Consider the following 25,179-nt stretch of genomic DNA (forward strand, 5'->3'; position numbering starts at 1 on the left):
TGGGGGGGGGGGGGGGCGGCCCGGGGGGTGGGGGGCCAAAAAACCCCGCGCGGCCACCCCAGCTCCCACAATACAGTTGCAGCTACGTATCGGCGGGCATCCTCTGCAAACGCGTTGGCGGCAGGGTTGGTTCGTGGCACGATGGCAGGGTTATCGACCGGGATTCTCAGACCATGCCGCAAGCCACCCCCAAGAACCTTTCCCTGATCGCCGCCATCGATCTGGGCTCGAACAGCTTTCATATGGTGGTGGCCAAGGCCCACCATAATGAAATCCGCATTCTCGAGCGCCTGGGGGAAAAGGTTCAATTGGCGGCGGGCATCGATGAACAGCGCAACCTGGATGAAGAGTCCATGCAGCGCGGCCTCGATTGCCTCAAGCGTTTCTCCCAACTGATCAACGGCCTGCCCCTGGGCGCCGTGCGCATCGTGGGCACCAACGCCCTGCGCGAGGCGCGCAACCGTGGTGAATTCATCCGCCGCGCCGAGGAAATCCTCGGGCACCCGGTGGAGGTCATCTCCGGCCGCGAGGAAGCACGCCTCATCTACCTGGGCGTCTCGCACACCCTGGCCGACACCCCCGGCAAGCGCCTGGTGGCCGACATCGGCGGCGGCAGCACCGAGTTCATCATTGGCCAGCGCTTCGAACCGCTGCTGCGCGAAAGCCTGCAGATGGGCTGCGTGAGCTTCACCCAGCGCTATTTCAAGGACGGCAAGATCACCCCGGCGCGCTACGCCCAGGCCTACACCGCCGCGCGCCTGGAAATCATGAGCATCGAAAATGCCCTGCACCGCCTGACCTGGGATGAAGCCATCGGCTCCTCGGGCACCATCCGCGCCATTGGTCTGGCCCTGAAAGCCGGCGGCCACGGCACTGGCGAGGTGAATGCCGAGGGCTTGAGCTGGCTCAAGCGCAAACTGTTCAAGCTGGGCGACGTCGACAAGATCGACTTCGACGGCATCAAGCCTGACCGTCGCTCGATATTCCCGGCGGGCCTGGCGATTCTGGAGGCTATTTTCGACGCCCTGGAACTGCAGCGCATGGACCACTGCGAAGGCGCCCTGCGCGAAGGCGTGCTGTACGACCTGCTGGGCCGCCACCACCACGAAGACGTGCGCGAGCGCACCCTCAGCTCGCTGATGGAGCGCTACCACGTGGACCTGGACCAGGCCGAGCGGGTAGAACGCAAGGCGCTGCATGCCTTCGACCAGGTAGCCGAGGACTGGGGCCTGGAAGACGGCGTATGGCGTGAACTGCTGGGCTGGGCGGCTAAAGTGCACGAAGTGGGCCTGGACATCGCCCACTACCACTACCACAAGCACGGCGCCTACCTGATCGAGCACTCGGATCTGGCCGGCTTCTCCCGCGAAGACCAGCAAATGCTGGCCCTGCTGGTGCGTGGCCACCGGCGCAATATTCCCAAGGACAAGTTCGCCGATTTCGGCGACGACGGCATCAAGCTGATTCGCCTGTGCGTGCTGCTGCGCTTCGCGATCCTGTTCCACCACATCCGTGGTACCCAGGAAATGCCGACCGTGAAGCTGTATGCCGGCCAGGACAGCCTGGAAGTGGAGTTCCCGGCTGGCTGGCTGGAAGAGAACCAGCTGACCCAGGCCGACTTCGCGCTGGAAGCGGAGTGGCTGACCCGGGTCGGCGTGATCCTTACCGTACGGTAAGGATCGGGATGCTCAGGCGCTCCAGCAGAGTGTCCTGGGCGCTGCGCGGGTTCTGGTTGCCGGTAGGCGAGCTACGCACGTAGCGGCCGTCCGGCTGCAGAATCCACGAGTGGGTGTTGTCGGTCAGGTAGCTTTCCAGCTCCTTCTTCACCCGCAGGATCAGCTTCTTGCCCTCTACCGGGAAGCAAGTCTCGACGCGCTTGTCCAGGTTGCGCTCCATCCAGTCGGCGCTGGACAGGAACATCTGCTCTTCGCCGCCATTGAGGAAGTAGAACACCCGGGTGTGCTCCAGGAAGCGGCCGATGATCGAGCGCACCTGAATGTTGTGCGACACCCCGGCGATGCCTGGGCGCAGGCAGCACATGCCACGCACCACCAGGTCGATACGCACGCCTGACTGGCTGGCCTTGTACAGCGCGCGGATGATCTTGGGATCGGTCAGCGAGTTGAACTTGGCAATGATGTGCGCCGGCTTGCCTTCCAGGGCGAACTGGGTCTCGCGGGCAATCATGTCGAGCATGCCCTTCTTCAACGTGAACGGCGCGTGCAGCAGCTTCTTCATGCGCAGGGTCTTGCCCATGCCGATCAGCTGGCTGAACAGCTTGCCCACGTCCTCGCACAAGGCGTCGTCGGAGGTCAGCAGGCTGTAGTCGGTGTACAGGCGCGCGTTGCCGGCGTGGTAGTTGCCGGTACCCAGGTGGGCGTAGCGCACGATCTCGCCGGCTTCACGGCGCAGAATCAGCATCATCTTGGCGTGGGTCTTGAAGCCCACCACGCCGTAGATCACCACGGCACCTGCGGCCTGCAGGCGGCTGGCCATCTGCAGGTTGGACTCTTCGTCGAAACGGGCGCGCAGCTCGATGACCGCGGTCACTTCCTTGCCGTTACGCGCGGCGTCCACCAGCGCATCGACGATTTCCGAGTTGGCACCACTGCGGTACAGGGTCTGGCGCACGGCCAGCACGTGCGGGTCCTTGGCGGCCTGGCGCAGCAGGTCGACCACGGGGGTGAACGATTCGAACGGGTGCAGCAGCAGGATGTCCTGCTTGCTGATCACGCTGAAGATGTTCTCGCTGTTCTGCAGCAGCTTGGGGATGGCCGGGGTGAACGGCTTGTATTGCAGCTCCGGGTGGCTGTCCAGGCCGGTGATGCTGAACAGGCGCGTGAGGTTGACCGGGCCGTTGACCTGGTACAGCTCCGACTCCGACAGGCTGAACTGCTTGAGCAGGTAGTCGGACAGGTGTTTGGGGCAGGTGTCGGCCACTTCCAGGCGCACAGCATCGCCGTAGCGACGCGAGAACAGCTCGCCGCGCAGGGCGCGGGCCAGGTCTTCGACGTCTTCGGAGTCCAGCGCAAGGTCGGCGTTACGGGTCAGGCGGAACTGGTAGCAGCCCTTCACCTTCATGCCCTGGAACAGGTCATCGGCGTGGGCGTGGATCATCGACGACAGGAACACGAAGTTGTCGCCGGTGCCCGACACTTCTTCCGGCACGCGGATGACGCGTGGCAGCAGGCGCGGCGCCGGGATGATGGCCAGGCCCGAGTCGCGGCCGAAGGCGTCGATGCCTTCCAGTTCGACGATGAAGTTCAGGCTCTTGTTCACCAGCAACGGGAACGGGTGCGTAGGGTCGAGGCCGATGGGGGTGATAATCGGCGCGATTTCGTCGCGGAAGTAGCGGCGCACCCAGGTCTTGAGCTTGGTGGTCCAGTTACGGCGGCGGATGAAGCGCACCTGGTGCTTCTCAAGCTCGGGCAGCAGGATATCGTTGAGGATCGCGTACTGGCGGTCCACATGGCCGTGTACCAGCTCGCTGATGCGCGCCAGCGCCTGGTGCGGCTGCAGGCCATCGGCGCCAGCCTGTTCACGGGCGAAGGTGATCTGTTTCTTCAGGCCCGCCACGCGGATCTCGAAGAACTCATCAAGGTTGCTGGAGAAGATCAGCAGGAACTTCAGGCGTTCCAGCAGCGGGTACGACTCATCCAGTGCCTGTTCCAGCACGCGGATGTTGAACTGCAACTGGGAAAGCTCGCGGTGGATGTACAGGCTGCTGTCATCCAGGCCCGGCACGGCCACCGGCGCCGGGGCGCTGGTGGGCGTGGCGTCGGCCACGGGCTCTTCGACCGGTTCCATGGCCGGTGGCGTTTCGATGATCTGCTCAAGCACGGGCTGTGCTTCTTTCACGGCAGTTTCGTGAAGTGCTTCGTTATTCATCTAGCGTTCCTGAAGGGCTCAATTGCCCTCTCATTCAGTTGAGCGGCACGGTTTGCAATCAGGTGAGGCAGCATCTGGCACGATCGTGTCGTCGGCAGTGGGGCTAATAGCACTGACGAGGCGGGACGCCAACTCATCACACTGACGGTGGCTGGAGGGCAGGCGCAGGGCGCGGGCACGGCTCACGGCAAACTCCTGGGCCCACGCGTGCGGGCCGGCGCGACAGTTATAAGCGGCCATTATGACGGTTGCATGACAATCTTGCGTCAACGCCATCCAGATAGCCTCAGACATTGTCATTCTGCACGCTGTTCACGTCGAGACACATTTCGACACTTTCACGAATGGCCGCGACGGGTTAGGCTGCGCGTTCATTTCGCCAGCATCCAGACAATGCTCCAACAATTTCTGCAGGATTTCGGCTACCTGGCCCTCTTTCTTGGTACGTTTTTCGAAGGCGAGACGATTCTGGTCCTGGCCGGGTTTCTTGCGTTCCGCGGATACATGGATATCAACCTGGTGGTGGTGGTTGCCTTCTTCGGCAGCTACGCCGGCGACCAGCTGTGGTATTTCCTGGGGCGCAAGCATGGGCGCAAATTGCTCGCGCGCAAACCGCGCTGGCAGCTCATGGGCGACCGGGCGCTGGAGCACATTCGCAAGCACCCCGACATCTGGGTGCTGAGCTTCCGCTTCGTCTACGGCCTGCGCACAGTGATGCCCGTGGCCATTGGCCTGTCCGGCTACCCGCCGCGTCGCTACCTGCTGCTCAACGGCATTGGCGCTGCGGTATGGGCCACGGTGCTGGCCCTGGCAGCCTACCACTTCGGCGCCATCCTCGAAGGGCTGCTGGGCAACATCAAGAAATACGAGCTGTGGGTGCTGGGTGGCCTGCTGGTGCTGGGTGGCCTGCTGTGGCTGCGCCGGCGCATCAAGGCGGCCCGGGTGGCGCGCAAGTTGGCCGCTAGCCAAAACGCCGAGTAACGGCCACTGAACCCAACGCCGCCCGTGTGCTCCATGTACTGGTAAGCTCAGGTATACAGGGACAGCGTTGGGAGAAGTGAGCATGACCAAGAAAGTTGCCGTAATCCTATCCGGCTGCGGCGTCTATGACGGCGCCGAAATCCATGAAAGCGTGATCACCCTGCTGCGCCTGAACCAGCGCGGCGCACAGGTGCAATGCTTTGCGCCGAACATCCAGCAGATGCACGTGATCAACCACCTCACCGGCGCGGAAATGCCCGAGACCCGCAACGTGCTGGTCGAGTCGGCGCGCATCGCCCGCGGCGAGGTCAAGGACCTCGCCGACGCCGATGTCGACGAATTCGATGCGCTGATCGTGCCCGGCGGCTTCGGTGCGGCCAAAAACCTTTCCAACTTCGCCACCCAGGGCGCTGGCTGCACGCTGAACCCGCAGCTGCTGGAACTGGCTGAAGCCTTCGCTGAAGCCGGCAAGCCGGTGGGGTTGATCTGCATCTCCCCAGCCCTGGCCGCGAAGATCTACGGCCCGGGCGTGACCTGCACCATCGGCACCGACGAGGAAACGGCCAAGGCCATCGACAAGATGGGCGGCACCCACGAACGCTGCGCGGTCGGCGACATTGTCGAAGACACGGCGCGCAAGCTGGTGAGCACGCCTGCCTACATGAGCGCGAAATCCATCGGCGAGGCCGCCGAAGGCATCAACAAACTGGTGGACCGGGTGCTGGAGCTCACCACCGCGTAGCAGCTGCCAAAGGCTGCGTCCGGGCATACGCGGGACGCGGCCTGCGGCCGCTGCTACGGGAGTTTTTTCAGCTGCGCGCCAGGCGGGTGAGAATGCGGTCCAGGCTATTGGCAAACGCCTGCTTGTCCTTGTCCCCGTACCCTGCCTGGCCACCACCCACCTGCCCCTGCTCGCGCAGGTCGGTGAACAGGTTGCGCACTGCCAGGCGCTCGCCCATATTGCGCTCGTCGAACTCCTTGCCGCGTGGGTCCAGGCAGGCCACGCCCTTTTTCACCAGCCGGTCGGCCAAAGGCACGTCGCTGCAGATCACCAATTCCCCCGGCACGGCGTGTTCCACCAGGTAATCGTCCGCCGCATCCGGCCCCGCCGGCACCACCACCAGCTTCACGCAGGCGAACGCCGGCTTGATCAGGGGCACCCCCGCCACCATCAGCACCTCGAACTGGCGCTTGAGGGCAAACTTGATGACTTGATCCTTGGCCGCCTTGGGGCAGGCGTCGGCATCGATCCAAACGCGCATGGTTGACTCACTGCTGGAAAAAAACGCCAGTGTACGGCACCGACGATGGCAATCGCCTGCGCGCTGAAGACTGTCGAGCGATTAAATAGTTCACTAACTAGTTTGTTTTAGTTACAATTTTCTTGATAGCAAATTGACATTGTCGTTTTCAAGACACAAGGCGATTTCGTTGCGTGGCAATACCGATGGGCGCAAGGAAGCCGTTTCACCTAAATGGATGCAAGGAAGTAATTTCATGTTCAAGCAAACCGTGGCTGTTCTTTCCCTCGCTGCCGCACTCGCCGGCTGCCAAGCCACCGGTGAGGACTACCAGGCAGACGTGTTCGACGCCAGCCAGGTCAACACCAAGCAGCCTGCCAAGACTGTGCAGATCCTGACCGTTTCCCCTACCAAGATCAAAGTCAGCAACGCCGCCAACCGTCAGGCCGCGCAAGTTGTGGGCGGCCTGCTGGGCGCAGTCGGCGGCGGCGCACTGGGCGCCAGCCACAACCGCGACACCGGCGTGATCGGCGCAGTGGGCGGCGGCGCCGCAGGTGCCCTGGCCGGCTCCATGGTCAGCGAAACCAGCCTGGTGCCAGGCGTGCTACTGGGCTACTCGGACAACGGCAAGATCTACACCTCGGCTCAGGTTGGCAAGCCTTGCCAATTCACCCCGGGTAGCGTTTCGCTGATGGTGATGATGCTCAACAACGAAACCCGCATCCAGCCTAACGCCACCTGCCCTGAACCTGTCAAAGGCTGAAACCGATCATGAATCGCACACTCATTGCCTTGACCCTGTCGCTGCTGGCGGCCCAGGCCGATGCCGGGCAATTCGACCAGCTGCACCAGATCGAAGTCCAGCAACAGCAAGTGGAAGCCGCCCAGCAGGCCGCTTACCAGCGCCAATGGGAAGACCAGCAGGCCAAGGCCCAGGCCCGCGACGAAGCCAATCGCCGCGCCCGTGCCGCTGCGCAGGCGCGTGCCGCCGAACAGGTAGCCGCCGAGCGCAAGGCCGTCGCCCAGGAAAACACCCGCCTGCGCACCCGCGCCGAGCAACAGGAAGACGAAGACCGCGCCCTGGACATCGAAGAGCGCAAGCTCAAGCTGCAAGCGATGAAAGCCAAGGCCGACCGCGCCAACGACTACATCGACGCCGACCTGCGCAGCAGCGCTGCCCAGACCGACGTGGTGCAATCCAAGGCCGATGCCACGCGCAATGTCAGCTCCGGCACCAAGGCGCTGCTGGAAGACACTGGCAAGGCCGACGTCAACCGTTCAAGTAAATGGTTCGGCAACTGATACGCCAGAAACGCAAAAGCCCACTTCGGTGGGCTTTTTTGTACCTGTTGCAGTGGCCGCCTACACCGGCGCGCGGCGCAGGGTGGCCAGCAGGGTCGCGGCAGCGATGAACAGGCCGGCGAAGGTGCGGTTGACGCGCCGTTGCTGCTGGGGCGTGCGCAGCAGGCGCAGCACCTTGGCGGCAAGGCCGGTGTAGCCGGCCATGACCAGCAGGTCGACGGTGATCATGGTGGCGGCGATGGTCACGTACTGCGCCACCAGCGGCTCGTGGGGGTTGATGAACTGCGGCAGCACCGCCAGCATGAACACCAGGGCCTTGGGGTTGCTGACGTTGACCAGGAAGCCACGGAACACCAGGCTCATGGGTTTGCCGATGGGGCGCACGGCCGAATCGGTGGACATGTCCATGGGCAGGGCGCGCCACTGCTTGATCGCCAGGTAGACGAGGTAGAACACGCCGAACCATTTGATCAGCGTGAACGCGGTGGCCGAGGCGGCCAACACGGCGCCAAGGCCGGCGGCGATGATGGCGATCTGCAGGATCAGGCCCAGTTGCAGCCCTAGTGCGTTCCAGTAGCCGCGTACGAAACCGTACTGCAGGCCGCAGGACATCGACGCGATTGCGCCAGCGCCCGGGGAAAGACTGATGATCCAGCAGGCGGCAAAGAATGCCAGCCAGGTTTGCAGCGCCATGACGCACCTCGTAACAAAATCAGTAGACCGGTAAACCTACTGCTTGCGGGGGGAAAACGCCACGAGAATATCGGTTTTGCGGCCGGACGCGGCCTGCGGCCGCTGCTACGAAAATCCGTAGCAGCTGCCGCAGGCGGCGTCCAAGGCACCACTAAGACAACGCTTCGAGCTCAGCCTGCATGGTTTCCAGGGTTTCCAGCGCCAGCATCCAGGCCTCTTCCAGCTCGGCCTCGCGGGCCTTGAGCTTGGCCTGCTGGGCCAGCTGGTCGCGCAGCTCGTCCTTGCGGGCGGCCTCATAGATACCGCTGTCACCCAACGCAGCCTCGACCTTGGCCAACTGCTCATGGACCTTGCCCAGTTCAGCTTCCAGTTTGTCAGCTTCGCGCTTGTGCGGTGCCAACTGCTGGCGCAGGGCAGCTGCGGCTTGGCGCTGGGCCTTTTTGTCGGTCTTGTCCGGGTTGACCGGGGTGCTGCTCACCGGCGCATTGCGCAGGCGGTAGTCGGCCAGCCAGCGGGTGTAGTCGTCCAGGTCGCCGTCGAAGGCTTCGACCTTGCCGTCAGCCACCAGCAGGAAGTCGTCGGTGGTGCTTTTGAGCAGGTGACGGTCGTGGGAGACCACCAACACCGCGCCACTGAATTCCTGCAAGGCCATGGTCAGCGCCAGGCGCATTTCCAGGTCCAGGTGGTTGGTGGGTTCGTCGAGCAGCAGCAGGTTCGGCCGCTCCCAGGCAATGAGTGCCAAGGCCAGTCGCGCCTTTTCACCACCGGAGAAGTTCAGCACCGGCTCGTCGATACGTGCGCCACGGAAGTCGAAACCGCCGAGGAAGTCGCGCAGGGTCTGTTCGCGCTCGGTCGGCGCCAGGCGTTGCAGGTGCAGCAGCGGGCTGGCCTTGCTGTCCAGCGAGTCGAGCTGGTGCTGGGCGAAGTAACCCACGGTGAGGTTTTCACCGCGCACCAGGCGCCCGCCGATGGGCGACAGCTCGCCGGCGAGGTTCTTGATCAGGGTCGACTTGCCGGCGCCGTTGGGGCCAAGCAGGCCGATGCGCGCGCCCGGGGTCAACTGCAGCTTGACCTTCTCCAGGATGACCTTGTCGCCATAGCCCAGGCGGCCTTCGGACAGGTCCAGCAAGGGGCTGGAGATTTTCTGCGATTCGCGGAAAACGAAGTCGAATGGCGAATCGACGTGGGCGGCGGACAGCTCTTCCATCCGCTCCAGCGCCTTGATCCGGCTTTGCGCCTGACGAGCCTTGGTGGCTTGGGCCTTGAAGCGCGCGATGTACTTTTCCATGTGCGCGCGCTGGGCCTGCTGCTTCTCGTAGGCTTGCTGCTGCTGCGCCAGGCGCTCGGCACGGGCGCGCTCGAACGCGGTGTAGCCGCCCCGGTACAGGGTCAGCTTGCACTGTTCTACATGGGCCACGTGGTCGACCACGGCATCGAGGAAGTCGCGGTCGTGGGAAATCAGCATCAAGGTGCCTGGGTAGCTCTTGAGCCAGTCTTCCAGCCACAGGATGGCGTCGAGGTCCAGGTGGTTGGTGGGCTCGTCGAGCAGCAGCAGGTCGGACGGGCACATCAGGGCCTGCGCCAGGTTCAGGCGCATCCGCCAGCCACCGGAGAAGCTGGCTACCTGCCGGTCCATCTGCTCGTTGGTGAACCCCAGGCCGGCCAGCAGCTTGCGGGCCCGCGCATCGGCGGTATAACCGTCGGCGCTGTCCAGCTCGGCATGCAAGCGGGCGAGTGCGGCGCCGTCATGGGCGGCCTCGGCCACGGCCAACTGCTGCTGCACCTCGCGCAGGCGCAAATCCCCGTCGAGAACGTAGTCAACGGCTATTCTGTCGAGGGTATCGACTTCCTGGCGCATGTGAGCTATACGCCAATCAGCCGGCAGCAAACAGTCACCGGAATCGGGCACGAGCTCGCCGCGCAGCAGGGCGAACAGGGTGGATTTGCCGGCGCCGTTGGCACCGATCAGGCCGGCTTTCTGACCGGCGTGCAGGGTCAGCTCGGCGTCTTCTAGCAGACGCTGCGGGCCACGCTGTAAAGTAAGGCTTTGAAGTCGAATCATAATGGCGGCGGAGTCTACCAGCTTCGACGACAACTGGCGCGAGAAGGACTATGCACTCTGACCTGTGGGGCTTTTCTCTGGATCTTTACACTCGCCTGGGCATTGAGCAAGCCTGCCTTGAACTGCAGGCCGAAGGCGCGAACGTGTGCCTGCTGCTGGGGGCGGCATGGCTGGGACAATTGGGGGTGGCCTGCAACGGCGACCGCCTGGCGCGCCTGCGCGACCTGGGGCAGCCTTGGCACGACGAGGTAATACGGCCCTTGCGCCAACTGCGCCAGAACTGGCGCGACGCGGCCGCCGGCGACCCGGAGCTGGAAGCATTACGCGAGCAGGTGAAAGCCTTGGAGCTGGAAGCCGAACGGCAATTGCTGGAACGCATCGAGTTGCTTGCCCAGGACTGGCAGGCAGAGGGTGCCGACGACCTGGCGGCCTGGCTGGACGGCGTGGCGCCGCCCATTGCCCGGGAGAAACAACGCGGCGCGCTGCAAAGGCTGCACGCCGCGAGTGTCGCCGGTTAGGAAGCGCTTGGCGCTGGCGCGCTGCTGTTGGCCGGGCTCGAAGGCGCCGGGGCCGCAGCGGCCGGGGTTGGGGCGCTGGCAGCAGGGGTAGCGGCAGCCTTGACTGCTGGGGCAGCTGGTTTCTTCGCGGCGGTACGTGGCGCAGCTTTGGCCGCTGGTTTGGCGGCAGGTTTAGCCGCAGGCTTGGCGGCGGCAGGTTTGGCTGCAGGTTTGGCGGTGCTAGCGGCCTTCGCTGCAGGTTTAGCCGCAGCAGGCTTGGCAGCTGCCTTGACCGGCGCCTTGGTAGCGGCCGGTTTCGCGGCAGCGGGCTTGGCTGCAGCTGTCTTCGCAACAGCCGGCTTGGCTGCAGGCTTGGCGGTGGTGGCCTTGGCCGCAGGTTTGGCAGCAACAGCTTTGGCGGCTGGCTTGGCAGCAGCTGGCTTGCTGGCCGCAGCCTTGGTGGCGGTGGCAGGCTTGGCAGCGGCACGCGCCGGGGTTTTCCTGGCCGGTGCCGTGGCGGCAGCAGGCTTGGCCGAACGCTGGGTCAACGCCTTGCCAGCGGCTTCATGCACACGACCAACGCCCTGGGCCAACTTCAAACTTTCCTGGGCATCGCGCTTGAGTTGCACGATGTAATTACGGGTTTCGGCCTGGCGCTCTTTCAATGCTTCAAGCAATTCTTCAAGTTCAGCACCGGCCGTTTTTGCCTTGGCCTGGGCCTTGGCTTTGCCTGCGGTGGCCGCGTCTTGAAGTTTGCTGCGTGACTTGTGCAGTTTTTCCTGAGCCTTGCCGCGTTGTTTTTCCAACTTGGCAAGCAGTTTCTCGGCATCAGCCAGGGCCTGGGAACAGGCGCTTTCCAAATGCTCGAGCAGGCTGCTCGAAAGCTGTTGGAGCAAATGCAACGGGGTATTGACTGGCTTCTTGTTAGCCGACATGGGTTACCTCCTGGCTGACGTGATTGCGGCTCATACTAGACCTGTGCAAGTGTCACCGCTAGACATTGTTGACAGTGCCAAACGAGCCGCGTTGCATGCCTGGGCAAAGTTGTTTTTAAAGGCAGTTCGAGACAAGTGTAGAAGTTATGGAAAAGTCTGCTGTCATGGGCCTGAAATCTCTTCGCCTGGCAACTTGCGAGACTGGCATAATCACCCGCCTTCGAACAGGGAATTCCTCCATGTCGCGTTACCTGCTGTTGTCGTCATGGCTGTTGATTGGCATCGCCCACGCCGATGAGCCTGCCACCCCCCACGACCTGGCCTACAGCCTCGGCGCCAGCCTGGGCGAGCGTTTGCGCGAAGAGGCGCCTGGCGTGGACATTCAGGCGCTTATCCAGGGGCTGCAGCAATCCTACGAGAACAAGCCACTGGCGCTGCCACCCGAACGCATCGAACAGATCCTGCGCGAACATGACGCCCAGGCCAGTGCCGAGCCTGCGCCCTCGCCTGTGGAAAAGGCATTGATGGCCGAACAGCGCTTCATGGCGGGCGAACGCACCAGGGCTGGGGTGCATGAACTTGCGGACGGGGTATTGGTGACCGAACTGGCGCCCGGTAACGGGCCGATGCCAACGGCCAATGGCCGCGTGCAGGTGACGTACAAGGGCATGCTGCCCGATGGCACGGTGTTCGACCAGAACCAGCAAGCGCAGTGGTTCCGCCTGGACAGCGTGATTGCCGGGTGGCGCACAGCCTTGCTGAAGATGCCCAAGGGTGCGAAATGGCGGGTAGTGATTGCGTCGCAGCAGGCTTATGGCGCTGACGGTGCGGGGGACCTGATTCCGCCCTATAGCCCACTGGTGTTTGAAATCAGCCTGCTCGACGTGGGCGCCTGACGCCCCCGCCCTGCAGTGCTGATGGCCGGTTCACGCCTGAACGGCGGCACCTTCTTCCTTGTGCGCGTTGTGCAGCACTTCGATCAGGCAGTCTTCCAGCTCGAAACGTTCGTGCAGCCTTGAACCCAGCTCCTTGAGCTTGCCGGTCAAGGTGGTTGCACACGAGCAGTCGCCCTTGTCGCAATGGTCATTGAAATCCAGCGCGAACTGGGTAATGGCCTCGATGCGCGGGAAAATCGTGTCGGCCAGTTCCAGGCCGCGCTCATCATCGAACGCCTTGGCTTCGGCGATCAGTTGCTCGTAGACCTCGAAGTGCCCTGCGGACACGTAGTCCACCAGCACGCCGCAGAACTCCTTGAGCTTCTTGCGGTTGCCGGCCAGCGCTTCTGGCGTTTCGCCGAGCTTGTCGAAAGCCTCGACCAGCTTTTGCCGCTCCTGCAGCCAGCGGTCAATCAGCTTGTGCACCCCACCCCAGCGTTCCTGAGCATTCTGACAACTTTCCAACATGGTCTTTTCTTCCCTTTTGGGTCATGCCGCCATCGGCCCATTCCAAGACAGCTGGGATGCGGAACCGTTCGGAAAAAGCAGCAATCGAAGCAGTCTGTTTTTCTATGGTGCGTGCTGGGAGATTATGCCCGTGCGTCTGCCGCTTCAAGTGCCCCTTCGATAAAGTTCATACAAGTGTTTAACCAGGGCACTGGCACCACGCCCCGGAAAACCGGGACTCGCACCCCGTCACGACGGGGCGCGAGCGCCCCTGCGCAACGCTTGCAGCCACCCCACCAGGGTTAACAGCAGCAGCCCGATCAGGGCCAGAAGGCTCCATTCCGGGACACTCATGTCCAGCAGCGTCCAATTGACGCGGGCGCATTCAGGCGTGCCCAGCAGCAAGGTCCTGAGCGCGTCGGGGAAGGGTAAGGTAGCCATCAGGTAGTCAAGGCCGGGCTGGCAGGCCACCTTGGGTTGCTCGCCATTGGCTTGCAGCCACAGCTGCCGCAATGCCGCCGCAGCCGCCGCCATGATCAGCAGGGTATTGGCCCACAGATACCCACGGATGCCCCGCGGCCCGGGACGGTGCAAGCAGGCGGCCAGGCACGAGACGGCCAGCAGGGCAATGAAAAAGCGCTGCACCAGGCACAATGAACACGGCACCAGGCCCACCTGCCATTGCAGGTAATACGCTGCGGCAAGAACGCCCGTGGACATGAGGAAACCCAGCACAAACAAGGACCGCGATCGAGCCAGTACCATGGCAAATCCAGTAACGCGACAGTTGGAAAACTACGTTAGAGGAAAGCCGTGAATGCTTTCAAGCTGTGTCCTGAAGGACATTTCCCAATTCGTGTAGGGAAATTCCGACTGGGATTGAAGGGATAGAGAAAGGCGAGTGCAGGAGCCCGCCTGGCAACGCATGAGCAGCGTTACCAGGCGCTCTACGACAAGTGCTTCAGGCGCGTGCCGGCTCCGGCAGCGGCAGTGCCAGCAGGCGTTCATCCAGCAGGCCCAGGCCTTCCTGGAACAGCTGGTTGCTGCGCTCGGTGTCACCCAGGCGGGCCAGCAGGCGCGCCAGCTCGGCGCACGCTTCCGGGTTGCGTTGCAGGCGCAGGCTGCTTTCCAGATAGTCGCGTGCCTTGCCCCACAGGCTGTTCTGCAGGCTGAGACGCCCCAGGGTCAGCAGCAGGCTGGAGTCGTCGCCATGCTGCTTGAGCCAGCCCTCGGCCGTTTGCAGCTGCTTGGCAGGGTCGCTGCCCACCACCAAGCCATACAGGCGAGCCAGGTGGCTGTCGTAACCGCGCTTGAGGGCAGCACGCAGAATGGCTTCGGCCTCGGCCTGCGCGCCCAACTGGCGCAGCTGGTCGGCGTAGGCCAGTACCAGGGCAGGCTCCTGGCGCTGGCCGGCACTGAGCTGCTCCCAGGCGCGCTTGAGGGCTTCGACCGCCGCCTCACCGTCTTCGCGGGTGGAGGTCAGCGTAAGGTTTTCACCCCAGGCACGATGCTCGAGCGCGGTGAGTTCAGCGGCCGTGACCGCCTTGCTCTTGCGCAGCTCGGGCAGCAGGTGGATGACGGAAGTCCAGTCGCCCCGTTGCTGGTGCAGGCGCTGCAATTGCCGCAGCACCTGGACGTTGCCGGGGTGGCGTTCGCGCATGGCTTCCAGGGTGCTGCGCGCGCCCTCCATGTCGTTGCGGTCCACCTGCAGCTGCGCGTGGGTGAGGGCCACGGCAAGCTCGGCCTGCGGTTGGCGCTCCAGGGCTCGCTCAAGCAGGTTGTCGCTGTCTTCGTGACGGCCCAGCTCATTGGCGGCACGGGCGGCGCCCAGGTAATACAGCAAGGGTTGGCGCTCGCCTTCGGCGGCGCGGTGCAGGTTGCGTTGGGCGCTGGCCCAGCGCCCTTCGGCCAGGTCCAGCTGGCCCTGCTCGATGGCGACTTGCACACGGCGCTGGCGGTTGCGGCCGGACCAGGGGTTGACCACGCCTGCGGAAGTCAGCACCAGGCTGAGCAGCACCCACAACACGAACACCACCAGTACCAGCACCACCAAGGCAGCCAGGGTGGACCACAGCCCCGACTCGTAGCGGAACACGTGCGGGTAATCGATCAGCACGTAGCCAGGGTGCTTGGCGATGCCCAGCCCCAGGCCGACGGCCACGGCAATGGCGATGAAGACCAGGACATAGGCACGCTTCATTGGCGCGCCCCCGCTTGCGGCTGGGTCATCAGCGCCTCGGCGGGCATGTGCCGATGCTCAAGGTAGTTCTGCACGGCTTCCAGGCTGGCGTTCAGGTCTGGGGTAACCACCGACACCGGCTGGCCCTTGAGGGCGTCGAGGCCGGCCAGCATGGCGCGGCTTTCGGTGTTGTCCTGGTTGAAGCTGGCCAGCAGGATGCTGCGCGCCTCGTCCAGCGCCTGGCCGTACACTTTGGGTTCGCCATTCAACGCCGCCCATTGCGCCTGCTCGATCGCCAGGCTCAGGGCCAGGCGCACCTGGTTCAGGCTCTGCCCAGCCAGCAACGGCCGAATGTTTTCGTCAGGGCGGAAGTCGACGCGGAAATAGCTGGAGATCTTGTGCCACCAGCGCTCCCAACGATCATCATCGCCGGCCAGTGCAGCACGCGCGGCATCACCCTGGGCCTGGAACTCCGGCGCCAGGGCCGAGAGCCCCACGGTCTGGTCGCGCAGTGCACCCAGTTGGAGGAACAGGCCGGTACGGTCGGGTTGCTCGACGCTGGCCAGCGCCGCCAGGGTCTTGGCCAACTGCTCGCGCGCCGCGAAGGCCGACGGGTCATCCTGTTCACGCAGGATCTCGTCCGCACCCTGCACCAGCGCCTTGGCGCTGGCGATGTCCTGCAACGCCGAGAGCCGCAGGCTGGCCAGGCGCAGCAAGTGCTCGGCCTCGGCCAGGCGCCAGTCCTTGCGGCTGGCGCCAAGCACGGTTTCGAGGCGTTGGCTGAGGCGCTGCTGGTCGCCCTGCAGCTGCGCTACCAGGCGCCGGCGGTCTTCCAATTCATCAGCGCTGGGCAGCTGCCCAAGGCGGCTGGTCAAGGCCTGTTCGCCCTGGCTGAGCGCCTGGGCCTGGCTGTCGAGCGCTTGCAGTTGCCCGGACTGGGCCTGGTGGCCGGCCTGCAACTGGCGCAACTGCCAGACGCTCCAGCCGCCGACCGCCACGCCTGCGGCGCCCAGCAGCAAGGCCACGACCGCGATACCGGCCGCACCACGGCCGGGCTTCTTCACCGCAGGGGGGACAGCCGCCTGGGGCGTCGACTGCAGATCATCTTGGGGCAAGACTGTTTCGCTCACGTATCCATCCTTTGCATTGGGCAGGTTTCACCCGGGTAGGCGGTGTTCTTGCAGGGCCGCCAGCAAGGCCGCGGTACTCGCACCACGGCAATCCACTACATGGCGAGCGCCGGCGGCCCGGGCCTGGGCGGCGACTCGCGGGCTGGGCACGAACAGCGGCAGCCCAGCCAATTGTGGCCAGTGTTCACCGGCCAGTTGCTGCAAATGCTCAAAACCCTGCCCACTGCTGACCACCAGCGCGTTCAGGCGTTCCGCCGTTACCCGCTGGTACAGCGCCTGCGCCGGATAAGTGGGCAGGCTGCGACGGTAGAGCTGCAGATAATCGACAGTAGCACCCCGCTCGCGCAAGTGCTCGGCCAACAACTCGCGGCCACCTTCGCCCCGCAGTATCAACACCCGCGGGTACGGTTGGGCCAGCGCGTCGGCCAACGCCGGCAGGGCCAGCAGTGCTTCGCTGTCGTCGCCCTCTGGCGGCACATGCACGCGCAGGCCGTAGTCCTCGAGGATGGCGGCAGTGGCGGTGCCCACGCTGAACCAACTCTGTATAGGCGGCTGCGGCCAGTACTGGTCGACCAGGTCCAGCCCCAGGCGCGCCGCAGGCTTGCTCACCGCAATGACCGCGCAGTACTGCGCCAGCGCCAGCACCTGGGTGATCATTTCAGGCGTCACGGGCAACGGTTCGATGCTCAGCAGCGGCAGGCTTGCGCTGTAGATGCCGGCGGCGCCCAGCGCTTGCGCCACGGCGGCCGATTCCTCGGCCGGGCGGGTCAGCAGCAGGCGCCAGCCATTCACGGGTGGCCTTCCTCGCCGTACACGGCTTTGAGGATCTGATCGGCGCCCTGCTTGAGCAATGCTTCAGCCACCTCGATACCCAGGCGTTCGGCCTCGGCCCGCGGTGCGCGGGCCTGCGCGCTCAGCAGGCGGCCGCCGTCGGGCGCACCCACCAGGCCACGCAGCCACAGTTGCTCACCTTCAAGCACGGCGTAACAGGCGATTGGCACTTGGCAGCCGCCGTTGAGGTGCTTGTTCAAGGCGCGCTCGGCGGTGACCCGTGCCGCAGTGTCGTGGTGATGCAGCGGCGCCAGCAGGGCGTGGATCTCACTGTCGCCGGTGCGGCACTCGATACCCACCGCGCCCTGGCCGCCCGCAGGCAGGCTGTGCTCGATGCTGATGCTGTCGGTGATGCGGTCTTCGAAGCCCAGGCGGATAAGGCCGGCGGCCGCGAGAATGATCGCGTCGTACTCGCCAGCGTCGAGCTTGGCCAGGCGGGTGTTGACGTTGCCGCGCAGGAAGCGGATCTGCAGGTCGGGCCGGCGCGCCAGCAACTGGGTCTGGCGGCGCAGGCTGGAGGTGCCGACCACGCTGCCGGCCGGCAGCGCATCAAGGCTTGCGTAGGTGTTGGAAACGAACGCGTCGCGCGGGTCTTCGCGTTCGCAGATGACGTACAGGCCCAGGCCTTCGGGGAAGTCCATGGGCACGTCTTTCATGGAGTGCACGGCAATGTCGGCTTCGTTGTCGAGCAGGGCGTTTTCCAGCTCCTTGACGAACAGGCCCTTGCCGCCGATTTTCGACAGGGGCGAGTCGAGCAGCTTGTCGCCGCGGCTGACCATCGGCACCAGGGTCACCAACAGGCCAGGGTGTGCCTGTTCCAGGCGGGCCTTGACGTATTCGGCCTGCCACAGGGCCAGGGCGCTTTTACGGGTGGCGATGCGGATCTCGCGAGTAGGCATGAATCAATCCGTGCTGGGTAGATAGGCCGATCATACCAGCATCGCGGGAGCAGCATGTCGGCCGGAGCGGGTTCGCCCGCCCCGGACGCACTACAACTGTTGCATCATTTTGCGCACACCGGCCACGTGGCGGCGGCTGACAATCAGCGCATCGCCATTGAGGCCCTTGAGGAACAATTGGAAATGCCCCAGGGGCGTGCGCTGCAGGCGCTCGATGCGGTCGCGCGCTACCAGCGCGTTGCGGTGGATACGCACGAAGCGGTCACCGAACTCATCTTCCAGCGCCTTCAGGGGCTCGTCGAGCAGCACCTCACCGCCTTCATGGCGCAGGGTCACGTACTTGTGGTCAGCGATGAAATAGATGACCTGGTCCAGCGGGATCAGCTCGATACCCTTACGGGTGCGCGCACTGATATGGGTGCGCGGGCCGCTACCGCTTTCGGCAGCCGGGCGGGTCAGCGCGGCAAGCTGGGCACGGTTGGGGCGCTCGGCCTTCTTCAGCGCTTCGAGCAGGTGCTCGGGGCGCACCGGCTTCACCAGGTAGCCCAAAGCGCTGGTCTGGAAGGCGTCCAGGGCGAACTCGTCATGGGCGGTACAAAACACAACCGCCGGCGGCGCTTCGCGCTCGCACAGCTTGGCTGCAACCTGCAGACCATCAAGGCCGGGCATGCGGATGTCGAGCAACACCACGTCGGGCTTGAGGCTGTCGATAAGGGCCAGGGCCTCCTCGCCATTGGTGGCGCTGGGCTCAAGCACACTGTAACCCTCGAGGTCGCTTACCAATCGGCTCAAGCGCTCGCGGGCCAGGGGTTCGTCATCAACGATCAGGACATTCATATAGCACTGGATTCCTGCGTGAGTCTCGCACAAGGATAGCGTAGACAGGTGAAGTGACGACCGTCACGGCGATCCACGCTCAGACTCGCGCGCGGGCCAAAAAGTGCCGCAAGTCGAGCACCAATATTCGTCAGTGCCTGATGAGTACCGCCCGAAACCCGCGGCTGGGCGGCTTCGTCGTAGGGATTGCTTACACACAATATGAACTCTCCCCCTTTATAGTCGGCTTCCACCCGGATCACACCCCCTTCTATTCGAGGGGCCACTCCGTGGATCAGGGCGTTCTCCAACAACGGTTGTAAGGTTAGCTGCGGGATCGGCAGGTCATCGGGAATTGTGTCGATCCTCCAGTCCAACTGTAGACGCTCGCCAAGACGATATTGCTCAATCCGTAAATATCGTTTCGACAGCGCCAGTTCCTCGCCCCAGCTCACCAGCGTGCCGGCCTTGCCGAGGCTGGCGCGAAACAGGTCGGAGAGGTCCAGCACCGCCTGCTCGGCACGCACGGCGTCCACCGCCACCAGGCTGGCGATACTGTTAAGCGTGTTGAACAGGAAGTGGGGCTTGATGCGTGCCTGCAGGGCCTCCAGGCGCGCCTGCAGCTCTGCCTGTTGCTGGATGCGCCACTGGCTCTGCAGGTAAAAGTAGCGCAACAACAGCGCCGACATGATCAGCGCAATCAGCCCGTGCCGCAGGTAACGGTTGAATACACCGAAGGAAAAATCCGAAGCGGGCGTGGCCGGCACCAAGTGCAGGTAATCGGTAAGCCAGGTGGCCAGCAGGGTCAGGCTCACCACCAGGGCGCAGCAGGTGGCACCCGCAGCACCGGGGTGCAGGCGTGCAAGCCAGGGCCGCAGGCCGCACAGCAGCGCTGCCGACAGCAGCACCAGCCATTGCACGAACAGCGACGTCAGGGCCAGGCGCGGCCAGTCAAAACCGGGGCCCATGGGTTCGGCCAGCACCAGCACCAACACCAGCAGCTCGGCCAGCATCACCAGCACCAGCAACGCCTGCGCCTCGCACAGCACCGGCAGGAAGAACTCCTGTTGTGCACGCTGGTGGCGTGCGGCCTTGCGTCCATCTGTAGGCATTATGTGCATTCCACTGGGCACTCGATCCCCGACCGGATTGAAGCCCTGTTATTATTGCAGCCAATTTCCCGTTCACGCCTTCAACGAGCGAATTCATGAGTACTGACAAGACCAACCAGTCCTGGGGCGGCCGCTTCAGTGAGCCCGTCGACGCCTTTGTCGCCCGCTTCACCGCATCCGTCAACTTCGACCAGCGCCTCTACCGTCACGACATCATGGGCTCGATCGCCCACGCGACCATGCTGGCCAAGGTCGGCGTGCTCACCGAGGCCGAGCGCGACACCATTGTCGATGGCCTGAAAACCATCCAGGGCGAGATCGAGGCCGGCACTTTCGAGTGGCGTGTGGACCTGGAAGACGTGCACATGAACATCGAGGCACGCCTGACCGACCGCATCGGCATCACCGGCAAGAAGCTGCACACCGGCCGCAGCCGCAACGACCAGGTGGCTACTGACATCCGCCTGTGGCTGCGTGACGAGATTGACCTGATCCTGGGCGAGATCACCCGCCTGCAGAAAGGCCTGCTGGAGCAGGCCGAGCGCGAAGCCGAGACCATCATGCCCGGCTTCACCCACCTGCAGACCGCACAACCGGTTACTTTCGGCCACCACCTGCTGGCCTGGTTCGAAATGCTCAGCCGCGACTACGAGCGCCTGGTGGATTGCCGCAAGCGCGCCAACCGCATGCCGCTGGGCAGCGCCGCGCTGGCCGGCACCACCTACCCGATCGACCGCGAGCTGACCTGCCAGCTGCTGGGCTTCGAAGCCGTGGGCGGCAACTCGCTGGACGGCGTGTCGGACCGTGACTTCGCCATCGAATTCTGCGCCGCAGCCAGCATCGCCATGATGCACCTGTCGCGGTTCTCCGAAGAGCTGGTGCTGTGGACCAGCGCCCAGTTCCAGTTCATCGACCTGCCGGACCGCTTCTGCACCGGCAGCTCGATCATGCCGCAAAAGAAAAACCCCGACGTGCCCGAGCTGGTGCGCGGCAAGAGCGGCCGCGTGTTCGGCGCGCTGATGGGCCTGCTGACCCTGATGAAAGGCCAGCCACTGGCGTACAACAAGGACAACCAGGAAGACAAGGAGCCGCTGTTCGACGCCGCCGACACCCTGCGCGACTCGCTGCGTGCCTTCGCCGACATGATCCCGGCCATCAAGCCCAAGCACGCCATCATGCGTGAAGCGGCCCTGCGTGGGTTCTCCACGGCAACCGACCTTGCCGACTACCTGGTGCGCCGTGGCCTGCCGTTCCGCGACTGCCACGAAATCGTTGGCCACGCAGTGAAATACGGCGTGGACAGCGGCAAGGACCTGGCCGAGATGAGCCTGGAAGAACTGCGCCGCTTCAGCGACCAGATCGACCAGGACGTGTTCGAAGTGCTGACCCTGGAAGGTTCGGTCAACGCCCGCGACCACATCGGCGGCACCGCACCGGCCCAGGTACGCACTGCCGTCATCCGCGGCCAGGCCTTGCTGGCCCAGCGCTGACCGGCACCCGTAGCCGCTGCCCCTGGTAGCGGCTACGGGGCTTGTAGCGCCCCCCTTTTTTTGATCAGGAGCCGCCCATGAGCGAGCCAACCGATATCCAGAACGACGAAGACGAACAATTCGCCGAAGACACCCTGGTCCAGGCCATCGAAAACCAGATCGAAAGCGACAACCCGCCTGCCGCCAAGGCCACGTTCAACAAGTTGACGCTGGTCGGCTACGAGCGCGACGACATCCTCGAAATGATGGCCCATGTACTGGCCGTCGAAATCGACAAAATCCTCGAAGAAGACCGCGCGTTCGATACCGAATGGTATGAAAAAGCCCTGCGCGCCCTGCCAGAGCTGCCGCCCGAGGCCAAGCCCGAGCAGGACTGACTTTCCCGGCAGAATCGCTGCGGCCTTACTACACTGGAATTGCCCCGCTGCCCTCACGCACACCGGGGCCTCCACGGCCTGTCCCCGCTGGGGTTGGCCGTCTATTCCTAGAAAAGTCCGGAGTACCTATGTCGTATACCCCTGAGCTGGTCGCCGAACTGGAAATCCTCGCGCTGTTCAATCTGGACAACACCCAGGAAGGCCTCAAAGTCCATCACACCGCCACTCCCCAGGCCATCGCGGCGGCCAGACGGCTGCACGAAAAGGAACTGATTACCCAGGTCGACGGCGGCTACCTGACCAGCGGCGGGCTGCAGGCCGCACAGCATGCCCGCGCCCTGCTGACGGTGCTCGGCGTCGGCGAACCGGCCTGAACCCAGCGTTGCGCCGGTGCCACTGAGGGTACCGGCGTGCCAACTTTTTTGCCGCCCTGGCTCATATTCCTCTCAAGACTGCCGATAACAGGCTGATGGCGGGTTTTCCGCCCCGCCCCAGTCATGCCGTCAAGCAGTCGATTCGAGCCTCAGATGCCGCGCACCCATGAAATTCGCCCCGACCTGGACGAGGGAATCGATCGCAAGGTTCTCGCCACCCTGCGTGCGCGCTTCCTGACGCTGAACCAGGGCCGGCTGCGCCGCGCCATGGACGGGTTATCGACCCGCCAGCAACAAGTGCTGACCCTGTTGCCGTTGTTCTTCCACGTCAACCACCCACTGCTGCCTGGCTATGTGTCGGGCAACACCCCGGCGGGGCTGTCGAACTACGAACCCGAACCCGAGGTGCTGGCCGAAGCGCAGCGCCTGACCCGCTCGTTTTCCTACAAGGTGCGCCACGGCAACCCACCGCGCCCGCTGCACGGCCTGTTCCTGATGGGCAGCCTGGGCACGCTGGCCCAGGCCGAGCAGAGCGACATGGATTTCTGGGTGTGCCATGACACCGAACTGGGCGCCGACGAAATCGCCGAGCTGCGCAAAAAATGCCAGTTGCTGGAGGCCTGGGCCGCTACCCAGGGCGCCGAAGCGCACTTTTTCCTGATTGACCCGCCTCGCTTCGTGCGTGGCGAGCGCGACAGCGAACTCAGTTCCGAAGACTGCGGCACCAGCCAGCACTACCTGCTGCTGGATGAGTTCTACCGCACCGCCATCTGGCTGGCCGGGCGCACGCCCCTGTGGTGGCTGGTGCCGGCCTACGAAGAGCCGCGCTACGTGCAGTACACCGAGACCTTGCTGGGCAAGCGTTTCATCCGCGCCGAAGACGTGCTGGACCTGGGCCACATGGCGCACATCCCGGCGGGCGAGTTCATCGGCGCCGGCCTGTGGCAGCTGTTCAAGGGCATCGACTCGCCCTACAAGTCGGTGCTCAAGCTGCTGCTGACCGAGGTCTACGCCAGCGAGCACCCGCAGGTAGGTTGCCTCAGCCTGCGCCTGAAGCAGGCGGTGTACGCCAACCAGGTCGACATCGACGAACTGGACCCGTACATGGTGGTGTACCGGCGCATCGAGGAATACCTGCTGGCGCGCGGCGACATCGACCGCCTGGAGCTGGTGCGCCGCAGCCTGTACCTGAAGGTCAACAAGAAGCTCACCGCAGGCTCCCGCCAGCGCCCGGCCAGCTGGCAGCGCGAGGTGATGCAGCGCCTGGCCGCGCAATGGGGCTGGGACAACCGCCACCTGGCGCTGCTGGACAGCCGCAGCCAGTGGAAAGTGCGCCAGGTGACCAGCGAACGGCGGGCACTGGTGAACGAGCTCAACTACAGCTACCGCTTCCTCACGCAATTTGCCCGCGACCAGCAGGCGGTGAACCTGATCAACAGCCGCGACCTGAGCATCCTCGGCCGGCGCCTGTACGCCGCCTTTGAGCGCAAGGCCGGCAAGGTCGAGTTCATCAACCCGGGCATCGCCCCGGACCTTGCCGAAGACACCCTCACGCTGGTGCAGTCGCCTAACCGCAAAGAGCCCGGGCAAGTGCTATGGGGCCTGTACAACGGCAACCTGGGCGCCTACGAATGGGAGCACTTCGCGCCCTTCAAGCGCAGCCGGCAGTTGCTGGAGATGCTGGTGTGGTGCCACCGCAACGGCGTCATTGACAGCAGTACGCGCCTGGCCTTGCACCCCGGCGAAAGTGACCTGACCGAATTCGAGCTGTTCAACCTGATCGCCAGCCTGCAGCAGAGCATCCCGCTGCCCCTGGGCACCGTCGCCGATGAGCAGCTGCTGCGCCCCACGGTGCCGGTAGAGGTGCTGTTGTTGGTGAACGTGGGCGTCGACCCACTCAAGCATCACCGCGACCTGAACATCCTGATGACCACCGAGCGCACTGACTCGCTGAGCTACGCAGGCGTGCGGGAGAACCTGGTGCTGACCCTGGACCAGGTCACCCTGAACAGCTGGAACGAGGTGCTGGTGAACCGTTTCGACGGGCCCACGGCGCTGATGGACTGCCTGCGCGACTACCTCAACACTTTGCCGGCGGGTAATGTGCCACGGCTGCGCGTACGCTGCTTCTGCCACAACCGCGCCCAGGCCATCGGCCAGCGCGTCGAAGCCCTGCTGACCACCGCCCAGCAGCTGTTGCGCAGCGGCCTGAGTTACCGTTACCTGATTCAGATACAGCAGCAGTATCACGTGCTGGAGCTGGTGCCGGGCAAGGTACGCCACATGGCACTGCCTACGGTGGCTTCGCTGGTGCAGTACCTGGGCGAGGACCTGCCCGGCTACAGCCCCCTGCACCTGGACGCCAATGCCCTGGAAGATCACGACCTGGCGGTGGTGCTGCCGCTGGGCCAGCCCGAATGCATCCAGCTGTTCTACCGCCTGCAGGACAGCTGGGCAGACATCTACGTGCTGGATGAGCTGAATGCGCTATGGCACCAGCGCCTGCCGTTCCATGACGAAGCCAGCCTGCTGGTGCCCATGCAACGCTTCCTGCAGTCGGTGCTGTACCGCCGCAACGCGTTGCAGGCGTTGGACGGCCATGCCCAGGAAGTGCTGTATTACCAACTGCTGCCCGCCGGCAGCGGCCGTGCGCGCAGCGTCGAACCACGGCCGGTACCGCCCACGGCAACCACCAAGCGCTATTACGACGTGCAGGCAATTATCGAGCGCTCGCTGCCAGGCCAGGTGCACGTGACCCTGTACTGCAACCAGCGGGAATTTTCCGAATTGGAACATGGCGACCAGCTGTTCAGCGCGGTGGCCCGGCAGATCCTGAAGCAGCGCAACGAGCCAATGGCCTACCGCTGCTACATCACCGACCTGGACCTGTCCGGCCTGCTGGGCGACGCGCCCGGCGCCACCCATCTGTACCTGCGCTACAAGGCTGACCTGGAGCGCTCGTTGAACAACGCTCTAAGCCAGATGTAGGC

General features: G+C 64.3%; 24 protein-coding genes. 11 read left to right on the plus strand and 13 right to left on the minus strand.

The annotated features are described in order from the left end of the window. The first annotated feature begins 173 nt into the window (after positions 1-173). Positions 174-1,676 carry an exopolyphosphatase gene (gene ppx / locus AC0SZ7_RS15360; protein WP_475505183.1) on the plus strand — a complete coding sequence of 501 codons (1,503 nt, stop codon included), beginning with the start codon at positions 174-176 and terminating at the stop codon, positions 1,674-1,676. Here the strand turns inward: ppx and ppk1 are convergent. After that, entirely contained in the window at positions 1,663-3,888 is a 2,226-nt protein-coding gene (gene ppk1 / locus AC0SZ7_RS15365; protein ID WP_475505184.1) for a polyphosphate kinase 1, read from the minus strand. The genes ppx and ppk1 overlap by 14 nt on opposite strands. Positions 3,889-4,281: 393 nt before the next feature. On the opposite strand from ppk1, the gene AC0SZ7_RS15370 reads away from it, so the two are divergent. Then, complete coding sequence (locus AC0SZ7_RS15370) at positions 4,282-4,869, plus strand: DedA family protein (RefSeq protein ID WP_475505185.1); 588 nt, start codon at positions 4,282-4,284, stop codon at positions 4,867-4,869. Positions 4,870-4,951: 82 nt separating this feature from the next. Further along, positions 4,952-5,611, plus strand: a complete 660-nt coding sequence (gene elbB, locus AC0SZ7_RS15375; RefSeq protein ID WP_475505186.1) for an isoprenoid biosynthesis glyoxalase ElbB — start codon at positions 4,952-4,954, stop codon at positions 5,609-5,611. Positions 5,612-5,678: 67 nt separating this feature from the next. On the opposite strand, the gene AC0SZ7_RS15380 is transcribed toward elbB, so the two are convergent. Next, positions 5,679-6,131 carry a YaiI/YqxD family protein gene (locus AC0SZ7_RS15380; protein ID WP_475505187.1) on the minus strand — a complete coding sequence of 151 codons (453 nt, stop codon included), beginning with the start codon at positions 6,129-6,131 and terminating at the stop codon, positions 5,679-5,681. 235 nt (positions 6,132-6,366) lie between these two features. Here AC0SZ7_RS15380 and AC0SZ7_RS15385 point away from each other — a divergent pair, with 235 nt between their 5' ends. Further along, the gene (locus AC0SZ7_RS15385; protein WP_475505188.1) at positions 6,367-6,873 is read left to right on the plus strand and encodes a hypothetical protein; all 507 of its coding nucleotides are present in this window, start codon (positions 6,367-6,369) and stop codon (positions 6,871-6,873) included. An 8-nt stretch (positions 6,874-6,881) separates the two neighbouring features. Next, complete coding sequence (locus AC0SZ7_RS15390) at positions 6,882-7,412, plus strand: DUF5384 family protein (protein WP_475505189.1); 531 nt, start codon at positions 6,882-6,884, stop codon at positions 7,410-7,412. 60 nt (positions 7,413-7,472) lie between these two features. Here the strand turns inward: AC0SZ7_RS15390 and AC0SZ7_RS15395 are convergent, their stop codons facing one another. Both AC0SZ7_RS15395 and AC0SZ7_RS15400 read right to left on the minus strand, forming a co-directional pair. Next, a complete protein-coding gene (locus AC0SZ7_RS15395) occupies positions 7,473-8,105 on the minus strand; it encodes a LysE family transporter (protein ID WP_475505190.1) in 633 nt (210 codons plus the stop codon). Between the two features lie 151 nt (positions 8,106-8,256). Next, positions 8,257-10,167, minus strand: coding sequence for an ATP-binding cassette domain-containing protein (locus AC0SZ7_RS15400; RefSeq protein ID WP_475505191.1), 1,911 nt, complete (start codon positions 10,165-10,167; stop codon positions 8,257-8,259). A 50-nt stretch (positions 10,168-10,217) separates the two neighbouring features. On the opposite strand from AC0SZ7_RS15400, the gene AC0SZ7_RS15405 reads away from it, so the two are divergent. After that, positions 10,218-10,685: a TIGR02444 family protein gene (locus AC0SZ7_RS15405; protein ID WP_475505192.1), complete on the plus strand. Its 468-nt coding sequence runs from the start codon at positions 10,218-10,220 to the stop codon at positions 10,683-10,685. On the opposite strand, the gene AC0SZ7_RS15410 is transcribed toward AC0SZ7_RS15405, so the two are convergent. Then, complete coding sequence (locus AC0SZ7_RS15410; RefSeq protein ID WP_475505193.1) at positions 10,682-11,599, minus strand: AlgP family protein; 918 nt, start codon at positions 11,597-11,599, stop codon at positions 10,682-10,684. The two genes, AC0SZ7_RS15405 and AC0SZ7_RS15410, sit on opposite strands and share 4 nt — an antisense overlap. Before the next feature lie 239 nt (positions 11,600-11,838). Here AC0SZ7_RS15410 and AC0SZ7_RS15415 point away from each other — a divergent pair, with 239 nt between their 5' ends. Next, positions 11,839-12,495 carry an FKBP-type peptidyl-prolyl cis-trans isomerase gene (locus tag AC0SZ7_RS15415; RefSeq protein ID WP_475505194.1) on the plus strand — a complete coding sequence of 219 codons (657 nt, stop codon included), beginning with the start codon at positions 11,839-11,841 and terminating at the stop codon, positions 12,493-12,495. Between the two features lie 30 nt (positions 12,496-12,525). On the opposite strand, the gene rsd is transcribed toward AC0SZ7_RS15415, so the two are convergent. The 8 genes from rsd to AC0SZ7_RS15455 all read right to left on the minus strand — a co-directional run bounded on the left by rsd (position 12,526) and on the right by AC0SZ7_RS15455 (position 19,948). Further along, entirely contained in the window at positions 12,526-13,002 is a 477-nt protein-coding gene (gene rsd / locus AC0SZ7_RS15420) for a sigma D regulator (protein WP_475505195.1), read from the minus strand. Positions 13,003-13,230: 228 nt separating this feature from the next. Continuing rightward, positions 13,231-13,746 carry a disulfide bond formation protein B gene (locus tag AC0SZ7_RS15425; RefSeq protein ID WP_475505196.1) on the minus strand — a complete coding sequence of 172 codons (516 nt, stop codon included), beginning with the start codon at positions 13,744-13,746 and terminating at the stop codon, positions 13,231-13,233. A gap of 196 nt (positions 13,747-13,942) precedes the next feature. Continuing rightward, a complete protein-coding gene (locus AC0SZ7_RS15430; RefSeq protein WP_475505197.1) occupies positions 13,943-15,181 on the minus strand; it encodes a heme biosynthesis HemY N-terminal domain-containing protein in 1,239 nt (412 codons plus the stop codon). Then, positions 15,178-16,290, minus strand: coding sequence for a uroporphyrinogen-III C-methyltransferase (locus AC0SZ7_RS15435; protein WP_475505198.1), 1,113 nt, complete (start codon positions 16,288-16,290; stop codon positions 15,178-15,180). The genes AC0SZ7_RS15430 and AC0SZ7_RS15435 overlap by 4 nt, the downstream gene beginning before the upstream one ends. A gap of 27 nt (positions 16,291-16,317) precedes the next feature. Continuing rightward, positions 16,318-17,082 carry a uroporphyrinogen-III synthase gene (locus AC0SZ7_RS15440; protein ID WP_475505199.1) on the minus strand — a complete coding sequence of 255 codons (765 nt, stop codon included), beginning with the start codon at positions 17,080-17,082 and terminating at the stop codon, positions 16,318-16,320. Then, a complete protein-coding gene (hemC, locus tag AC0SZ7_RS15445; RefSeq protein ID WP_475505200.1) occupies positions 17,079-18,020 on the minus strand; it encodes a hydroxymethylbilane synthase in 942 nt (313 codons plus the stop codon). The genes AC0SZ7_RS15440 and hemC overlap by 4 nt, the downstream gene beginning before the upstream one ends. A 90-nt stretch (positions 18,021-18,110) precedes the next feature. Next, positions 18,111-18,857: a LytR/AlgR family response regulator transcription factor gene (locus AC0SZ7_RS15450; protein ID WP_475505201.1), complete on the minus strand. Its 747-nt coding sequence runs from the start codon at positions 18,855-18,857 to the stop codon at positions 18,111-18,113. Continuing rightward, positions 18,854-19,948, minus strand: a complete 1,095-nt coding sequence (locus tag AC0SZ7_RS15455) for a sensor histidine kinase (RefSeq protein ID WP_475505302.1) — start codon at positions 19,946-19,948, stop codon at positions 18,854-18,856. The genes AC0SZ7_RS15450 and AC0SZ7_RS15455 overlap by 4 nt, the downstream gene beginning before the upstream one ends. Before the next feature lie 95 nt (positions 19,949-20,043). Here AC0SZ7_RS15455 and argH point away from each other — a divergent pair, with 95 nt between their 5' ends. The 4 genes from argH to AC0SZ7_RS15475 all read left to right on the plus strand — a co-directional run bounded on the left by argH (position 20,044) and on the right by AC0SZ7_RS15475 (position 25,177). Further along, complete coding sequence (argH, locus tag AC0SZ7_RS15460; RefSeq protein WP_475505202.1) at positions 20,044-21,438, plus strand: argininosuccinate lyase; 1,395 nt, start codon at positions 20,044-20,046, stop codon at positions 21,436-21,438. Between the two features lie 77 nt (positions 21,439-21,515). Continuing rightward, on the plus strand, positions 21,516-21,815 hold the full coding sequence (locus tag AC0SZ7_RS15465; protein WP_475505203.1) for a hypothetical protein: 300 nt from the start codon (positions 21,516-21,518) through the stop codon (positions 21,813-21,815). A 128-nt stretch (positions 21,816-21,943) separates the two neighbouring features. Continuing rightward, positions 21,944-22,189, plus strand: coding sequence for a TIGR02647 family protein (locus AC0SZ7_RS15470; RefSeq protein ID WP_475505204.1), 246 nt, complete (start codon positions 21,944-21,946; stop codon positions 22,187-22,189). Positions 22,190-22,342: 153 nt separating this feature from the next. Further along, positions 22,343-25,177, plus strand: coding sequence for a class I adenylate cyclase (locus AC0SZ7_RS15475; protein ID WP_475505205.1), 2,835 nt, complete (start codon positions 22,343-22,345; stop codon positions 25,175-25,177). The last annotated feature ends 2 nt before the right edge of the window (positions 25,178-25,179 follow it).

Source organism: Pseudomonas sp. JC1203 (assembly GCF_056175065.1).

Coding starts and splice junctions, on each gene's coding strand:
- ppx (WP_475505183.1), top strand. CDS start 174: ATGCCGCAAGCCACCCCCAAGAACCTTTCCCTGATCGCCGCCATCGAT.
- ppk1 (WP_475505184.1), bottom strand. CDS start 3,888: ATGAATAACGAAGCACTTCACGAAACTGCCGTGAAAGAAGCACAGCCC.
- AC0SZ7_RS15370 (WP_475505185.1), top strand. CDS start 4,282: ATGCTCCAACAATTTCTGCAGGATTTCGGCTACCTGGCCCTCTTTCTT.
- elbB (WP_475505186.1), top strand. CDS start 4,952: ATGACCAAGAAAGTTGCCGTAATCCTATCCGGCTGCGGCGTCTATGAC.
- AC0SZ7_RS15380 (WP_475505187.1), bottom strand. CDS start 6,131: ATGCGCGTTTGGATCGATGCCGACGCCTGCCCCAAGGCGGCCAAGGAT.
- AC0SZ7_RS15385 (WP_475505188.1), top strand. CDS start 6,367: ATGTTCAAGCAAACCGTGGCTGTTCTTTCCCTCGCTGCCGCACTCGCC.
- AC0SZ7_RS15390 (WP_475505189.1), top strand. CDS start 6,882: ATGAATCGCACACTCATTGCCTTGACCCTGTCGCTGCTGGCGGCCCAG.
- AC0SZ7_RS15395 (WP_475505190.1), bottom strand. CDS start 8,105: ATGGCGCTGCAAACCTGGCTGGCATTCTTTGCCGCCTGCTGGATCATC.
- AC0SZ7_RS15400 (WP_475505191.1), bottom strand. CDS start 10,167: ATGATTCGACTTCAAAGCCTTACTTTACAGCGTGGCCCGCAGCGTCTG.
- AC0SZ7_RS15405 (WP_475505192.1), top strand. CDS start 10,218: ATGCACTCTGACCTGTGGGGCTTTTCTCTGGATCTTTACACTCGCCTG.
- AC0SZ7_RS15410 (WP_475505193.1), bottom strand. CDS start 11,599: ATGTCGGCTAACAAGAAGCCAGTCAATACCCCGTTGCATTTGCTCCAA.
- AC0SZ7_RS15415 (WP_475505194.1), top strand. CDS start 11,839: ATGTCGCGTTACCTGCTGTTGTCGTCATGGCTGTTGATTGGCATCGCC.
- rsd (WP_475505195.1), bottom strand. CDS start 13,002: ATGTTGGAAAGTTGTCAGAATGCTCAGGAACGCTGGGGTGGGGTGCAC.
- AC0SZ7_RS15425 (WP_475505196.1), bottom strand. CDS start 13,746: ATGGTACTGGCTCGATCGCGGTCCTTGTTTGTGCTGGGTTTCCTCATG.
- AC0SZ7_RS15430 (WP_475505197.1), bottom strand. CDS start 15,181: ATGAAGCGTGCCTATGTCCTGGTCTTCATCGCCATTGCCGTGGCCGTC.
- hemC (WP_475505200.1), bottom strand. CDS start 18,020: ATGCCTACTCGCGAGATCCGCATCGCCACCCGTAAAAGCGCCCTGGCC.
- AC0SZ7_RS15450 (WP_475505201.1), bottom strand. CDS start 18,857: ATGAATGTCCTGATCGTTGATGACGAACCCCTGGCCCGCGAGCGCTTG.
- AC0SZ7_RS15455 (WP_475505302.1), bottom strand. CDS start 19,948: ATGCCTACAGATGGACGCAAGGCCGCACGCCACCAGCGTGCACAACAG.
- argH (WP_475505202.1), top strand. CDS start 20,044: ATGAGTACTGACAAGACCAACCAGTCCTGGGGCGGCCGCTTCAGTGAG.
- AC0SZ7_RS15465 (WP_475505203.1), top strand. CDS start 21,516: ATGAGCGAGCCAACCGATATCCAGAACGACGAAGACGAACAATTCGCC.
- AC0SZ7_RS15470 (WP_475505204.1), top strand. CDS start 21,944: ATGTCGTATACCCCTGAGCTGGTCGCCGAACTGGAAATCCTCGCGCTG.
- AC0SZ7_RS15475 (WP_475505205.1), top strand. CDS start 22,343: ATGCCGCGCACCCATGAAATTCGCCCCGACCTGGACGAGGGAATCGAT.